This is a genomic window from Anaerotignum sp., assembly GCF_040307045.1.
In the GTDB taxonomy this organism is placed as follows: domain Bacteria; phylum Bacillota; class Clostridia; order Lachnospirales; family Anaerotignaceae; genus Chakrabartyella.
In genome coordinates this window covers 248,707-262,299 of sequence record NZ_JAWRKF010000020.1, presented here as the reverse complement: position 1 = coordinate 262,299, position 13,593 = coordinate 248,707, and the positions used below count along the sequence as shown (strand labels likewise).

General features: G+C 37.3%; 15 protein-coding genes. 6 read left to right on the top strand and 9 right to left on the bottom strand.

The genetic code is table 11. From position 1 onward, the window contains the following. The 4 genes from spoIIIAD to spoIIIAA are packed head-to-tail and all read right to left on the bottom strand — an operon-like array spanning nucleotide 1 to nucleotide 2,098. Entirely contained in the window at nucleotides 1-384 is a 384-nt protein-coding gene (gene spoIIIAD / locus ABVZ64_RS11290; protein ID WP_352401115.1) for a stage III sporulation protein AD, read from the bottom strand. Between the two features lie 12 nt (nucleotides 385-396). Continuing rightward, complete coding sequence (gene spoIIIAC / locus ABVZ64_RS11285; protein WP_066051238.1) at nucleotides 397-591, bottom strand: stage III sporulation protein AC; 195 nt, start codon at nucleotides 589-591, stop codon at nucleotides 397-399. A gap of 20 nt (nucleotides 592-611) precedes the next feature. Beyond that, a complete protein-coding gene (gene spoIIIAB / locus ABVZ64_RS11280) occupies nucleotides 612-1,133 on the bottom strand; it encodes a stage III sporulation protein SpoIIIAB (protein WP_352401114.1) in 522 nt (173 codons plus the stop codon). Further along, nucleotides 1,130-2,098, bottom strand: a complete 969-nt coding sequence (spoIIIAA, locus tag ABVZ64_RS11275; protein ID WP_352401113.1) for a stage III sporulation protein AA — start codon at nucleotides 2,096-2,098, stop codon at nucleotides 1,130-1,132. Before spoIIIAA ends, spoIIIAB begins: the two co-directional genes overlap by 4 nt. An 86-nt stretch (nucleotides 2,099-2,184) precedes the next feature. Here spoIIIAA and ABVZ64_RS11270 point away from each other — a divergent pair, with 86 nt between their 5' ends. Together ABVZ64_RS11270 and ABVZ64_RS11265 are read left to right on the top strand one after the other, a co-directional pair. Continuing rightward, nucleotides 2,185-2,934, top strand: coding sequence for a LytR/AlgR family response regulator transcription factor (locus ABVZ64_RS11270; RefSeq protein ID WP_352401112.1), 750 nt, complete (start codon nucleotides 2,185-2,187; stop codon nucleotides 2,932-2,934). Nucleotides 2,935-2,949: 15 nt separating this feature from the next. Beyond that, nucleotides 2,950-3,564: an SGNH/GDSL hydrolase family protein gene (locus tag ABVZ64_RS11265; protein ID WP_352401111.1), complete on the top strand. Its 615-nt coding sequence runs from the start codon at nucleotides 2,950-2,952 to the stop codon at nucleotides 3,562-3,564. A gap of 413 nt (nucleotides 3,565-3,977) precedes the next feature. On the opposite strand, the gene ABVZ64_RS11260 is transcribed toward ABVZ64_RS11265, so the two are convergent. The 3 genes from ABVZ64_RS11260 to ABVZ64_RS11250 all read right to left on the bottom strand — a co-directional run bounded on the left by ABVZ64_RS11260 (nucleotide 3,978) and on the right by ABVZ64_RS11250 (nucleotide 5,974). Next, nucleotides 3,978-4,529 carry an N-acetylmuramoyl-L-alanine amidase family protein gene (locus ABVZ64_RS11260; RefSeq protein ID WP_352401110.1) on the bottom strand — a complete coding sequence of 184 codons (552 nt, stop codon included), beginning with the start codon at nucleotides 4,527-4,529 and terminating at the stop codon, nucleotides 3,978-3,980. Nucleotides 4,530-4,597: 68 nt separating this feature from the next. Then, nucleotides 4,598-5,701 carry an iron-containing alcohol dehydrogenase family protein gene (locus tag ABVZ64_RS11255; RefSeq protein ID WP_352401109.1) on the bottom strand — a complete coding sequence of 368 codons (1,104 nt, stop codon included), beginning with the start codon at nucleotides 5,699-5,701 and terminating at the stop codon, nucleotides 4,598-4,600. 21 nt (nucleotides 5,702-5,722) lie between these two features. Next, complete coding sequence (locus tag ABVZ64_RS11250) at nucleotides 5,723-5,974, bottom strand: hypothetical protein (RefSeq protein ID WP_352401108.1); 252 nt, start codon at nucleotides 5,972-5,974, stop codon at nucleotides 5,723-5,725. Between the two features lie 132 nt (nucleotides 5,975-6,106). On the opposite strand from ABVZ64_RS11250, the gene ABVZ64_RS11245 reads away from it, so the two are divergent. The 4 genes from ABVZ64_RS11245 to ABVZ64_RS11230 all read left to right on the top strand — a co-directional run bounded on the left by ABVZ64_RS11245 (nucleotide 6,107) and on the right by ABVZ64_RS11230 (nucleotide 9,989). After that, on the top strand, nucleotides 6,107-6,886 hold the full coding sequence (locus ABVZ64_RS11245; RefSeq protein WP_352401107.1) for a 3'-5' exonuclease: 780 nt from the start codon (nucleotides 6,107-6,109) through the stop codon (nucleotides 6,884-6,886). 376 nt (nucleotides 6,887-7,262) lie between these two features. Further along, a complete protein-coding gene (locus ABVZ64_RS11240) occupies nucleotides 7,263-8,537 on the top strand; it encodes an adenylosuccinate synthase (protein ID WP_352401106.1) in 1,275 nt (424 codons plus the stop codon). A gap of 29 nt (nucleotides 8,538-8,566) precedes the next feature. After that, nucleotides 8,567-9,139, top strand: coding sequence for an ANTAR domain-containing response regulator (locus tag ABVZ64_RS11235; RefSeq protein WP_352401105.1), 573 nt, complete (start codon nucleotides 8,567-8,569; stop codon nucleotides 9,137-9,139). A gap of 292 nt (nucleotides 9,140-9,431) precedes the next feature. Next, nucleotides 9,432-9,989 carry a cyclase family protein gene (locus ABVZ64_RS11230; RefSeq protein ID WP_352401104.1) on the top strand — a complete coding sequence of 186 codons (558 nt, stop codon included), beginning with the start codon at nucleotides 9,432-9,434 and terminating at the stop codon, nucleotides 9,987-9,989. Between the two features lie 265 nt (nucleotides 9,990-10,254). Here ABVZ64_RS11230 and holA read toward each other — a convergent pair whose 3' ends face one another. Then, nucleotides 10,255-11,271: a DNA polymerase III subunit delta gene (gene holA, locus ABVZ64_RS11225; protein ID WP_352401103.1), complete on the bottom strand. Its 1,017-nt coding sequence runs from the start codon at nucleotides 11,269-11,271 to the stop codon at nucleotides 10,255-10,257. Then, on the bottom strand, nucleotides 11,231-13,591 hold the full coding sequence (locus ABVZ64_RS11220; protein WP_352401102.1) for a DNA internalization-related competence protein ComEC/Rec2: 2,361 nt from the start codon (nucleotides 13,589-13,591) through the stop codon (nucleotides 11,231-11,233). Before ABVZ64_RS11220 ends, holA begins: the two co-directional genes overlap by 41 nt. Nucleotides 13,592-13,593: the final 2 nt, after the last annotated feature.

The following is a 13,593-nucleotide window of genomic DNA, read 5'->3' as shown; positions in this document are numbered from 1 at the left end:
CTACACTAAATCTATAACAAGCTCTAGCAACGCGGTTAGTACAGGTGCAGAGGCTGCCATAATCAAAATTTTTCCTGCCAATTCCACTTTAGCGGCAATAGCCCCTTCACCAGCGTCGGCACAAAGCTGTGCACCAAATTGTGCTAGGTAAGCGATACCAATAATCTTTAGAACAATTCCAAAATATCCACTGCCAACACCAGCTTTTTCGGCAGCATCCCGTAAAAGTGCTATTAATCCACTCAAAGGCGTGCAGACCGTAAAAAAGATTAGGATTCCCGCTGCAACTGAAACTAAGACACTCATTTGTGGATTTTCTTTTTTTAGCATAATCGCAAATATTGTCCCCACCAGCCCCAGAGCAATAATTCGCCCCATTTCCATGGCTTGACCCCCTTACAGTTGAAATAGCGTTTGCACCGTTTCAAATAATGTACTAATGTATTGAATTACCCAAAACAAAACAACCACGAGCCCTGCTAATGTTGTCATCATCGCTTGTTCTTCTCTGCCTGCTCGAATCAAAACCTGATTCAGAACAGCAACCAAAATGCCAACTGCAGCAATACGAAATACAATATTAATTTCCATAACTTAGTCCTCCCCTTTTCTCACAGCAGCGTAATTACAATTAAAAGACCACTGAGCACACCCATACTGTAATATAAACGCCCATTCTTTTCTAATCGCTTTTTAATTTGTTCTTGCTTTTCTCTCAAATAAAACAAAAGCATATCCATACTTCCTTCTTGCTGTTCCTTTTCTAAAAAACCCAGAGTTCGTCCAAAAGCAATTAATTCTTCTATGTCCACTGCGGTTAAATATGACTTTTTCCCCATTTCCAGCCATACCCTTTCCCAAATTTCTTCCGCAGAATTACCCTGGCGTTCCATCATTTTCATTGCAATGTCTTGAAATGCCTGTCCTGTTACACCCTGTGTTTTCCAACTGATTTGTTCTAAAAGCTGCGCCAACGGCGTACCCAAATACGAAATTTGGTTTTTCATCAGTAAAATGCCTCTTTCAATTTCCTCAAGCTCTTTTAACCTATATTTTTCTCTAGCGGCAAAAGTAAACCCTACTAATGTTGTCGCCGAAACAATCAAAAGTGCACCAATCAGCTGAATCATCATGGCTTTAACCCTCTTTCGTAGTGTTTTTTCCCTTGTGTATCCCAGATTTGTTCTACTGTTCCTGTGCCACATTTTTTCGAAAGAAATAGAATTCTTCCGTTTTCCATCTGCCCTATCATCTTTTGCATTTTTTTATTTTTTAGAAGCCCTTCCATATCGTTTCCGTGAACCGTTGAGATCAACGTAACACCCGCGTGAAGCAATTCCTCAACGCCAACAAAATCCGCCTCCTTCCCCAGTTCATCTACAGCAATAATATCTGGCGTCATACTTCTAAGTAAAAACACCATCCCCTCTGCCTTTGGGCAGTTCTCTTGCACATCCGTACATGGGCCTATATCCATTTGCGGTACACCATCTTTCATTGCTGCAATCTCACCACGTTCATCAACCACACCAACGTTATAATTTTCCATTCCATTTACACCATAACTGAAACAACGAATCATATCTCTCAGCAGTGTTGTTTTACCGCAACCTGGCGGAGAAACAATCAGCGTATGACATAGGCTGTTATTTTCTAACAAATATGGTATCCATTGTTCTCCACATCCTATAACCTCCCCTGCAATTCTTATATTTAAACTACTGACTTGGCGAAGGGTTTTTACCTTCCCTGCCTCTAACACCGCACGACCGCAAAACCCAACACGATGCCCCCCAGAAACAGTTAGATATCCTTGCCTCAACTCTTCTTCAAATGCATAAAGAGAATAACCTCCAAGCTTTTCTACAGCTTCCTTTATGTGCCTATTGGTAACAATCCAATTTTTCTGACCATCGGTTAAGAAATATCGTCCTTTGTTTGTCTTTACAAACAAAGGACTAAGTACACGAAGGCGAATTTCTTGTATATGCTCACTCATTATGTCTCTATCTTGTTGAATCCTTTTTCCGACATCATCAGGCAATAATTTCCAAATATCGTCAATACTCTGCAAGGTTGCACCAACTTTCTTTTCCATATTTTTATATTTTTTAGCAAAATTCTCTTTTTTTTATTCATGTTTTGTGATATAATAAAAGCAAACTTTTTATGAGAGGTGCCAAAATGTTTTCGATTTTGCTAGGCTTTCTTGACGCGCCCATGCTAGATTATCTTTCAGATTTCTGCAAAAAATGTGGGCCAATCAGCGTTTCCTGCGCTAGTACAAAAGAAGAATGGTTCGCTCTTTACGAACAACATGAATTCGACTGTTTCTTTTTTGGATTTGAAGATGATATTGTGAATGTGCGTAGTGTTATTTATAATTTAAGAAGCAATGAGCACCATCAGCACACCCCTATCATCCTCTTTTCAACCAAAATTGAATATCTTATTACTGCCTTTGTTCATTGGCGTTCTTGTGAGTGTTTTCTATTACCCTTTGACAACGAAAAGAAAGAGGCCTTAAGTAGTCTGTTACATTACTATGAGGGCATGTACGAAAAAATGCATTTTACAAACCAAAAGTTTTGTCAAATTAATACCCCCAAAGGAATTTATAATCTCCCATGCAATGAGATTCTGTATGTGGAAAGCACTATGAAAAAGTCAATTGTTCATCTAAAAAAAGAGGCAATTCATGTTCCCTACCCCCTATATCAGGTGCGACGTCTGATACCTGGTAAGAATTTTGTTCAAACACATAGATCCTTTATTGTCAATCTTGACAATATTTCTTATGTTGATAAATCAAAAGAACCTTGGGGTATTTTCTTTTTTGACTCGGATAAAGAAGCCTTTGTTAGCAGAAGTCATAAAAAAACACTTCCGCCTTTTTTCCAAGGTATTGATGATGATGAAATGAACCTTGACTGAAATGGAGTAAAAATAATGGATCCTTTTACAATTGTTGCTTTTGGGGACAGCCTTACCTATGGCTATGGTGTCCTTGATCAAATTGCTTTTCCAGCTTGCATTAAAAAAGATTTTCCCAAATGGCGCGTGATCAACAAAGGAGTAAATGGTGATACAACTAGAGAAGCATTAGAACGATTGGAAAAAGATGTGCTAGTCTTTCATCCTCAAATCATTACTATTTTCTTTGGCTCCAACGATTGCTCTTTACTTGAGGGCTATTACCGCCCTTTGATAGAATATGAAAAAAATCTACGTTCCATTACTGAACTTGTACTTTCTTTTCGTCACGAAAAAAATTTTAACAACGGCGCAATTTTACCAATTTTTATAACGCCTCCTCCAGTGGTGGATACAGATTTTTTCCCCTTTACAACTTCAGACCGTGTTCAGCTTTATGCTGAGTCTATGAAGAAAATTGCTGCAGAGTACCATTGCCCTGTGGTTGACTTTTTCTCTGCCCTTTGGGCAAAAAAACAAGAAGCCTATGAAGACTTCTTTCAGTACGACGGTATTCATTTAAGTAATGCGGGATATGCCTTGTTATACCCAATGATTCGAGAAATGCTAGAAAATCATACAAAAAAATAACCTTTTTTTCCTGATTCCCCTACTTCATATAAATCCCCTTCCTCGCTATTTTTTGCGAGGATTTTTTTATTTTACGCCTTCTGCTACTAGGCATATTTTAACCTTTTTTAATAAATGACAAAAGTAAATTTGCCATCCCCTAGAGAACCAACTGCGAACTAAAAATGAAAGCTAACTTCTTTATTTAGCAAAAAAACCGACATCATATTGTGTCGGCTTATAAAGAATTTATATTTGTATTTATTTCAAACTGTTGTTGCCTAATCTACCATTGTTTTGAAAACCCTCTCATAATATTATGCACTCAAAAAAGCAGTTTTTTTGATATGCCATAATCCTTGCCATAATGCAACAAAAACCCTATTTTGCAGACCTATCCGAAGCCATATGATTGGATAACTTCTATAAATGTTTTACCCCATTTCAGGTTCTACAAAGGGAATTGCAAAGTATTCCGCTATAGAGCGAGCAAGTTCCTTTGCAATGGGCCTAATATTATCTTTGATCCACTGGGCATCCTTTGCATTATCATTGTACCCCAATTCTAGCAACACCGCCGGTGGTGTGGTCTGTATTAATTCCTTTAACGATGCCGTTGGTGTTGCTTTAACATTTTCAGGGCTGGGGTAAATATTTTCAAGATTTTCCGTTACAATCTCTGCCAATTCTGCCCCATAAGGATTTCTCACAAAATAAAAGGCCTCCACTCCTTGAAGTTTACCTGCCATAGAAGGAGGTGCCGTGCTTGTATGGATGGAAAAATAAACATCATAGTCACCACTATTTACTTCATCAATTACTTGAGATAAGTTCATTCCAGGTTCATTTCTGGAAAATTCAATTCCTGATGCAAGTAAATATGGTTCCATAGCATCCGCAACTAAATTAACATACTCTTCCTCTGTGCCGCCATTTATGAAAAGATTATAGTTTTGCAAAGACGGGCTTAAATATACTCTGGGCATAAAATCCCCCTCCGCTTTTTTCTAATAGCTTATGAATAAAAGCAGAAATAGTAAATTGTCCCTTTAAATTAAGATAGAAGGCTTTTTTCATAGACCCTAAAAATATCCCTTTTCTCAACCTGGTAAGGAAAGGTTGCAATTTTTTGAGGATTTTCCATAGCACGGTCTGTATAGTATGATAATTCTTCCACCGTAAAAGTTTCCGAAGTATGCATTACCTCTTTCAAAAACATTCCTAGATCTTCTGTGCTTTTCATCCCTAAGCATTGCAATAACTGCTGAACCTTTTTATCTTCTTTTGGAAATAATTCTAAATAAGCTTGTGTTACCAAGCCGTTTGCCCTACCATGGGGGATCCCTTTTTCATAAGTCAAAAAGTAACCCAGACAATGGGGAATAGAGGTGCTAGTTTGTGCAATTGCAACACCACCGAAAGTAGAAGCAAGCATCAATCTATCTCTTACTTCTTTTGTATAGCTTCTGGCCTTTAGGGCAGGGATGCAGTCTTTAAATAAAGAAAGACCTAACTCTACAATTTTTTCACTCATAAAATTTGAGTTTGCAGACAAGTAGCTTTCAATAAGGTGGCTTAATGCATCCACAGCGGTATTATTCGTAATTTCTGGTGAAAGGTCATCCATATATTTAGGATCCATAAAAGAAACCTCAGCAAAAACCGGCTGAACGATTCCCCTCTTTGTACGCTTTTCGTGAAGGGTCATTATGGAATATTGCGTAACCTCAGATCCTGTTCCTGCTGTGGTAGGTATGGCCACAACAGGCAGTGCCTTGACACTTGGCTCAGTAAATAAAATCTCACTATTCTGTTCTGGGTTTGCAGCCAAAACAGCAATTGCTTTTGCCGCATCCATAGGGGATCCTCCCCCAATACCAATCATAAAATCTGCCTTTTCACTAATCGCCAATTTTGCCCCTCTCTCAACTGTTTCTACATCAGGGTTTTCGCCAATCTCATCAAATAAAACCCAAGGAATGTTTAGTAAAGCTAAGGCATCTGTAACATCTTTTTGTGCGCCGTTTTTCTTCGCAGAAGTACGGCCTGTAACCAACATTGCTTTATTGCCCAATGACAAAAATCCGTCTTTATTGGCTAATACGCATCCACGGCCAAAAAAAGTATTTGTGGGCATGAAAAATTTAAAGTTGTCCATTATATTCCCCCTAATTTTATATTAGAAATTAAAATCATACCATTCCCAATCCGTGTTCATAATAGATTCAAGATCTTGCGCTACATCATGAACCAGTTCAAACACCACTTCGAAATCGTGATATCTTTCACCTTCAACCGTTGCTATTCCTGAAATCAGAAAATTTCTGCCTTCGCCCTCTACATATTCCCCTTCTAAGAGAAGATCATCTTCTTCCAAATAAATTTTGTTTCGCTCCTGTTGTTTTTGTTCTTCTGTAAAAAAAAGCTTCATGTTACGCCTCCTCTGCTTTTGTTCATAATATTTATACTATTTTAACACTTGACTATTGTTGATACAAGCAAATTTACTTCTTCCATTGAAATGAAAATTAGTGTATACTTGGTTCAGACAGGAGGAAATCTTATGAATTATATCGTTTTGGATTTAGAATTCAACCAGTCCTTTCCTTTCAAAACAGGTGAAGCCGTTGCACCCGTTGCTGAATGTCCCTTTGAGATCATTCAGATTGGTGCTGTAAAATTAAACGAAGCTTTTCAACAAGTTGATACGTTTAATGCAATGATTCAACCACAAATTTATCCTAGATTGCATCCATTTGTTGAGAAAATAACGGGAATCACAGAAGAAAAATTAAAGGGCCAGAAAAATTTTAAAGAAGCTTTTCACCAATTTGTATCTTTCATAGGTGAAGAAGATGCAACGCTTTGCACCTGGGGTGCTGATGATATTAAATCATTATTTCGAAATATACTTTATTACAAACTAAATACTGACAGCATCACCAACAAATACTTGAATGTACAAAGCTTCGCTTCGGCACATTTAAATTACGAGGCCGGTAAGGCCATCGGCTTAAAAAATGCCGTAACCGAATTAAATATAATCATAGACTATCCTTTTCATGATGCGTTATTCGATGCTATTTATACAGCAAAGGTATTTGAAATCGTCCATCCAAAGGAATTTGTACCCACGGTTTTCAAGCCATCCTCCCTGCTCATTAACACACCCAAATCTCCACGCACAAACACTGCGGCGTTGTTACGGCATATGTCTGAACTAATGGAAAGGGAATTATCCTCAGAAGAAAAAAGAATGATAAAAATCGCCTATTTTTTAGGCAGAGCCCATACTTTTGACATTCCCGGGCCTGATAAGAAAAAAAAGAAAAATAAAACATAATCCACATATCCCGCTGGCAAATTTTAATGCCAGCGATTATTTTTTTCATCCATTTAGTAATAGTAGGTATAAAAAATTTCTATGCCTAATTTGAATGATTTCATCAATATCTATTTGCATAAAGTTTCACCTGCCAACCATTTAATTACGGAAAATTTAAAAAAGACATAGTATTAGTAAAAAAAATGTTCCATTCTGTCAATAAAATAGAATCATCTGAAAATAAAAGAAATCTCCATGTATATTAATTCCAAAATATAGTATAATAATTCAATATCCGCTTCATTGACATTCTTTGAAAACGCTATTAAAATTTCTATATGAACTTACTGTCAAATCATAATTTTTTATATCAAATACAAAGGAGGCTTTCTTCATGTTGACTTCTATCGTTGGTATCAACTGGGGAGATGAGGGCAAGGGTCGTATGGTTGACCTGCTTTCACAAGAATATGATATCGTTTGCAGATATCAAGGGGGAAATAATGCGGGACATACTGTCATTAACCATTTGGGGAAGTTCGTTTTAAATTTATTACCTTCTGGCATTTTGCGTGAAGATGTTGTAAATATTATGGGTAATGGTATGGTGATAGATTTAGAACATCTTTATCATGAAGTAGATCGGTTAAAAAGTGCAGGTGTAAAAATTACATCTGAAAATTTGAAAATTAGCGACAAAGCCATCATTTGCCTTCCTTATCACAAGCTTTTGGATTGCTTAGAAGAAGACCGTTTGGGTGATGCAAAATATGGTTCTACCCGTAGAGGTATTTCACCCGTTTATGGTGATAAATATATGAAAAAATGTCTGCGCATGGGGGATTTGCTACATCCAGAGGATTACCCTGAAACACTGAAAAAGTTGGTAGACTATAAGAATTTGGTAATAGAAGGTGTTTATCATGAGGCTCCTGTTAAATTTGAAGATATTTTGCAGTGGTTAGATACCTTCGGCACTCCCTTTAAAGAAAACATTATTGACACAGGTTTGTATTTAACGAAAGCGCATAGAGCTGGAAAAAAAATTATGTTTGAAGCACAACTTGGTGCCCTCAGAGATATTGACTTTGGCATTTATCCCTACACTTCCTCATCCTCCACCATCGCAGCTTATGCTCCAATTGGTGCAGGTGTACCCAACCTGCAACTGCATAGCGTGATTGGTATTATGAAAGCTTATTCAAGTTGTGTTGGTGAAGGTCCTTTTACCTGTGAAATGTTTGGTAATGAAGCAGAAGCTTTAAGAGAAGCAGGCGGTGAATACGGTGCTGCAACAGGCAGACCCCGTCGTGTTGGCCCCTTTGACGTTGTTGCCAGCCGCTATGGTATTCGTGTGCAAGGATGTAGCGAAATTGCTCTGACAAAGATGGATGTTTTATCATATTTAGATGAAATACCTGTTTGCACAAAGTATAAAATCAATGGTGAAGAAGTTACAGAATTCCCTTATTCTTCTGTTTTGAAAACAGCTGAACCTATCATCGAAACGATGAAGGGTTGGAAGTGTGATATTAGCAGCTGCCGTAACGCCGATGAACTACCAAAAGAAGCGCTTCATTATATCAAATATATTGAAGATGCTGTAGGTTGCCCCATCAAATACGTTTCTGTTGGCGCTGAAAGAGACGCTTATATTACTATGTTTTAACAAAACTGGAATTAGAAAGGAGGAGCTTTATGAACCAGGCACTGATTATTGCAGGAAAAGAATCTGAAAAAGAGAATTTAGTGTGTCTTTTAGATTGCTATTCTGCCAGTCAAATTCTATATGCATCGAATAGTAAACAAGCAAAGGAATTAATTGCTAGCGAATCCCCCACACTCATCATCATAAATGCTCCTCTTCCCAATGAATCGGCTCAAGATTTAAGCCTCTTCATGACACAACGCACAGATGCTTCTGTGATTATGTTGTTACCCGATTCATATCGGAATATAAAAGAATATAGTACAGAGGAGTACGGAATTCTTACTTTGTATAAACCGTTTAAGCGTTCTGAGTTTGAACGTGCCATAAAATTTGCAATTGCATTTGAAAAACGTATTGCAAAAATCCAGGAGAAAAACAAGAAATTGCAAAAGCAACTTTCTGAAGTTCGTACGGTACACCGAGCAAAATGTCTGTTGATTCAACATTTACATATGACGGAACCTCAGGCTCACCGTTACATTGAAAAGCATGCAATGGACTGCAGACAAAGTAAACTTGAGGTGGCCAACAATATTCTACGTTCCTACCACGAGGTATAAGTAACTGCTTATTTTGCAAAAACTACGAAGTGATACTTTTGGGTATCACTTTTTCTTTTAGAATTTATTTCACCTGACAAAGCTGATGAAATGAATTATGAATTACCAGAAAAGGGTGCTATGGTTTGTAACTTAAATCCCTTTTCTGATTGATGCACACATAAAAAAAATATAATAGTTAATAACTCAAAAACCTTGAGTTTTAAACTTTTATTTTGTATATTGTAAACAAGGATTATTTAATACTAAAACATTGCCATTAGAAAAACGAACTGGGGAAAGAAGGACATTTATGTATATCGATATTACCCTTAAAATCACGACAGATATGATAAAAAATGCTCAAGGAAATGAGAAAAAAGCCCTTTTGGGTCATTTAGGCACACATTTTGACGCTATGAACAAAGAGTTTCCATTGGAATATGTAGAGCGAGATGCCATAGTTTTTGATGTGAATGCAGTTGCAAATCGTGACATAAACAGTTCAGATATTGACCTAAGCAAGGTAAGTCAAGGGATGTTCGTCGCTTTTTACAGCGGGTTTCTGGACCAAACCGAATATGGAACAAAGGCCTATTTTACGGAACACCCTCAGCTTTCCAATGAATTAATTGACAAATTACTAGAAATTGGTGTATCCATTATTGGTGTTGATTTTGCCGGTATTCGTCGAGGTAAGGAACATACCCTCAAAGATCAGCATTGTGCAGACAGAGGGGCTTTTGTCATCGAAAACCTATGTAATCTTTCTGAAATTATTCATCATGGGGGGACATTTAAGGCTATTACCTGCCCAATGAAACTTATGGAAATGTCCGGTTTACCCTGCCGCGTGGTTGCAAAAATATAATATACGGATTGGCAAGAAGTTTTTATATACAAGTCATCACTACCGGGAATCCCAAATAAATTGGGGAGAATTGGGAATTTGTTAAAGAATTAATTACCTCTCGTTACGAAGAAAACAAAGGTCATTAGGGATACCACCCTATTTTAGGCAAAGCTAAAGGGCTTACTGCCTGCTCATCACAGACAACAAGCCCTCTCGGCGGCATAATTCTATTTTATCTAGCTTTTTTAGGTACATTTTAAAATCACAAAACTACCCTTTCATATCATCTGCTCTGATTTAAAGCTTTGTTACTATATTTCATAATAAGCAGTTCAACAGCACTTTCCTCTGCTGCCCGTCCCATTTTTATATTCAAATCCGTTTTCAAACAGTCTTCCAATGCCATTTTCCATTCTGCCTTAGAAAAACGCTTTGCTTGACGAATATATTCTTTCACTGCAAACTCTCTAATTTCCAGCTTCTGAGCAATTTCAGAGTTAGTAAAGCCATCATTAGACAGTAATGAACTCAACAATATCATACGAAACTGCCTTGTGATTAATGAAAGAACCATATATGGTGACTCTTTCAAAAGCAACAGATTTCGATAGATTGATAATGCTTTTTCTGGTTTTTCTTCTGCCACAGCACGTACCAAATCAAAGACCTTAGCCTCCAAAGAAGGCGTACAAATTTCTTTTATATCCTTTACCTCAACAATCCCATGGTTTCCCTTATACGAAAGGAGTTTTTGCAGTTCTCGTTCAATAGACTCCATCTCGTTTTGAACTGTTTGGAGGAAAAATTGTACCCCACCATCCTCTATCTTAACCCCATTTTTACCACATTCCTTTTTAATCCAGATTGTAAGCTCCTTTTCCCCCGGGGTTTTAAACTCAACGACCTCTCCATTTTTTACCACAGATTTGTAAAGACGATTATTTTTTTCCACTTTTTCCTCAATAAAAAGAATGCAAACACTTTCAGGTAATTGCCCTAAAAAATCAACCAGCTTTTCCCCTTCCTCTTTTGTGGCACCCTTTTGGAAGAAGCCACTGTTGCGAATCGTAATCATACGCTTTTTATTTAGGAACGGTAGTGTTTGTGCTGCATCCAAAATTGAGCTAGCGGTTGCTCTTTTGTCTTGAAAAATATCATGGTTCATCATTTCCGCACCGGGTGGTAATAAGGCATCCATTAATGCCTTTTCATAATTTTTAATCAGATATGTTTCAGGGCCATAAAATAAATAACATCCCTTAAATTCTCCATTTTTCCATTGTTTTTTTAACTCTTTCATAAACCGTTTCCCTTTCCGCAACAGTTTCTATTTGATAACCGCCTTTTGGAGACAATTTTGCTAGTATTGTTCCTTGTAAATCTGTTCTATAAACAGCTGAATTTTGGTGATCCAGTCGTTGCAGTGTTTCCTCATTGGGATGGCCGTAGATATTCCCATTTCCACAAGAAATTATGGAGATTTCCGGAGATACTACTTTTAAGAAATCCTCACTACTAGAATACTTTGATCCATGATGTCCCAATTTCAAAATTTGCGCTGTAACATCTGCCTCCTTTAAAAGCATCACCTGCTCTGATTCAACGGTGGCATCCCCTGTGAGTAAAGCTTTTGTTCCACCATATTCATATTTTAGCACCAATGATCCCTGATTATCATCATTGCCAACATACTTCACATGGTCGAGGGGAAGTAAGCAATCAAATTTTCCATAGTTGCCCCAAGTTGTACTATCAGCTTCATTCAAAGTATACAGCATTATATCTCCTTTTTCCAATATTTCTTTCAAAGCCCCCCAATACTCCAAATTGCTATATGGGTAATCTCCTAAATATAATGCCTTTACGGGCACGTTTTGGCAAAGTTCAAGAACACCTAACATATGATCCCCATCAAAATGAGTCAGAAAAACCCCTTCTAACTCTTTTATTCCCAAATATTCCAAGTAAGGTTGAACCACGTTAACCCCAGTATTCTTGCCAATGTCTACATGAAACCATCCTCCTCCATCAACCACAACTGCTTTGCCATCATAAGTTGATATGACAGTGGCGTCACCTTGTCCCACGTCCAAGAAAGCTATGGTATTTTTATGAAAAAACAATCTATTACCAAAAACAGAAACTCCCAAACAAATCATAACACAAAGAATACCCTTATAATTACAATACTTTTTTCCATAAAAACTACACATGATTAATACCAAATAGAAAAGGGCCATTGATAATATGGATGGTGCTCCCACTAACATATAGCTATTTGGTATCGAAACTGCGGTAGCACAAACTACCTCATAGAACTTTAAAATAGCATAGATTCCTCCCGCAGAGATTGCTGCCAAAGGCGGAAAGAACAAACCTGCCATAGCAGTAAAAAAAGAGAAAAACAATAACAGCCCACAAAGAGGTAAAATCAATATGTTTACAAACACCCCCACTAAGGAAATACTGAAAAAGTGGTAGGCCACAATAGGATAACTAAATAGGGACGCATAAACACTAAGAATTACTGATTGCTTTAGTTTTACTAGTTTGCTCTTGTCTTTTGGAATGATTTGTAGACCCACCCAAATACCAAAAGCTGTAATAAAGGAAAGCTGAAACCCAGCATTCCATAAATATAAGGGCTGAATAAACAAAATAATAATCCCAGCTATAGATAAATTATTCAACCAATCTCCCTTACGAAAAAGTATCACACCAAGTAGTGAAATAACTATCATAACAACTGCCCGTACAGATGAGGGGGAAAAACCGGTAAAACATAAAAAAGCAATGCAACATATCAAGGTTATCAACGCTGCTACACGTTTGCTTTGCTTTAAGCACCTCTCCATGAAAAGGTGCAAAAACAAAGCAAATAAGGATACATGAAGGCCTGAAACACAAAGGATATGATTAATACCTGCTTTAATATATAAATCCCTTACTTCATCATCGATGGCATCTTTTTCACCTGTTACCATGGCCTTAACAATACCACTTTCTTTTTGTGGTAAAACAGTATCAAAAATATCAAATACTTTTTCCTTTTGCCTTTGCAAAGAAACAGCGATACCCTTTGTTTCGCCAATTTTTTCAAGGACATGGGGATAAATTTTATATTGGATTCCCTTTGTTTGCAGATAAAGCTTTTCATCAAACCCACCTGGGACGCTTTTTCCCTTTAAAGGCATTAACTGCCCTGAAATATGTATCACATCTCCAATTTTAAAGTTACTTTCTCCAGCGTAAATTGCATAGATACCAATCTCTTTTTGTCTGCCTTCAGAAAAAGAACTTTCCAGACTGATAAAAAGCTTTTGTTTTCCTGTAGTTGTTATTCCCGTCTCCCGAATAACACCCATTGAATTTGAGAGTGACACACCATCCAAAGAAGGAAACTTATCTCCTCCAGACTTCCCTGCTACGAAAAAGCTTAGTATTAATATTATGAAAAGACAGCAAGCACCTTTTATCTGTCGGTTTTTCACGTAACATGTAACTATGTAAACCACAAGAACAAAAAAGGCTAAGCATATCTCTTTTGATATGCCTAGCCGGAAATAAATTCCACATATTGTGAATATTACAGCCCAAAGAGCTGGTCTTTTCAGATTCATAA

What these genes read in the sequence shown, in the direction of transcription:
- spoIIIAD (WP_352401115.1), bottom strand. Translation starts at nt 384, where the DNA reads ATGGAAATGGGGCGAATTATTGCTCTGGGGCTGGTGGGGACAATATTT.
- spoIIIAC (WP_066051238.1), bottom strand. Translation starts at nt 591, where the DNA reads ATGGAAATTAATATTGTATTTCGTATTGCTGCAGTTGGCATTTTGGTT.
- spoIIIAB (WP_352401114.1), bottom strand. Translation starts at nt 1,133, where the DNA reads ATGATGATTCAGCTGATTGGTGCACTTTTGATTGTTTCGGCGACAACA.
- spoIIIAA (WP_352401113.1), bottom strand. Translation starts at nt 2,098, where the DNA reads ATGGAAAAGAAAGTTGGTGCAACCTTGCAGAGTATTGACGATATTTGG.
- ABVZ64_RS11270 (WP_352401112.1), top strand. Translation starts at nt 2,185, where the DNA reads ATGTTTTCGATTTTGCTAGGCTTTCTTGACGCGCCCATGCTAGATTAT.
- ABVZ64_RS11265 (WP_352401111.1), top strand. Translation starts at nt 2,950, where the DNA reads ATGGATCCTTTTACAATTGTTGCTTTTGGGGACAGCCTTACCTATGGC.
- ABVZ64_RS11260 (WP_352401110.1), bottom strand. Translation starts at nt 4,529, where the DNA reads ATGCCCAGAGTATATTTAAGCCCGTCTTTGCAAAACTATAATCTTTTC.
- ABVZ64_RS11255 (WP_352401109.1), bottom strand. Translation starts at nt 5,701, where the DNA reads ATGGACAACTTTAAATTTTTCATGCCCACAAATACTTTTTTTGGCCGT.
- ABVZ64_RS11250 (WP_352401108.1), bottom strand. Translation starts at nt 5,974, where the DNA reads ATGAAGCTTTTTTTTACAGAAGAACAAAAACAACAGGAGCGAAACAAA.
- ABVZ64_RS11245 (WP_352401107.1), top strand. Translation starts at nt 6,107, where the DNA reads ATGAATTATATCGTTTTGGATTTAGAATTCAACCAGTCCTTTCCTTTC.
- ABVZ64_RS11240 (WP_352401106.1), top strand. Translation starts at nt 7,263, where the DNA reads ATGTTGACTTCTATCGTTGGTATCAACTGGGGAGATGAGGGCAAGGGT.
- ABVZ64_RS11235 (WP_352401105.1), top strand. Translation starts at nt 8,567, where the DNA reads ATGAACCAGGCACTGATTATTGCAGGAAAAGAATCTGAAAAAGAGAAT.
- ABVZ64_RS11230 (WP_352401104.1), top strand. Translation starts at nt 9,432, where the DNA reads ATGTATATCGATATTACCCTTAAAATCACGACAGATATGATAAAAAAT.
- holA (WP_352401103.1), bottom strand. Translation starts at nt 11,271, where the DNA reads ATGAAAGAGTTAAAAAAACAATGGAAAAATGGAGAATTTAAGGGATGT.
- ABVZ64_RS11220 (WP_352401102.1), bottom strand. Translation starts at nt 13,591, where the DNA reads ATGAATCTGAAAAGACCAGCTCTTTGGGCTGTAATATTCACAATATGT.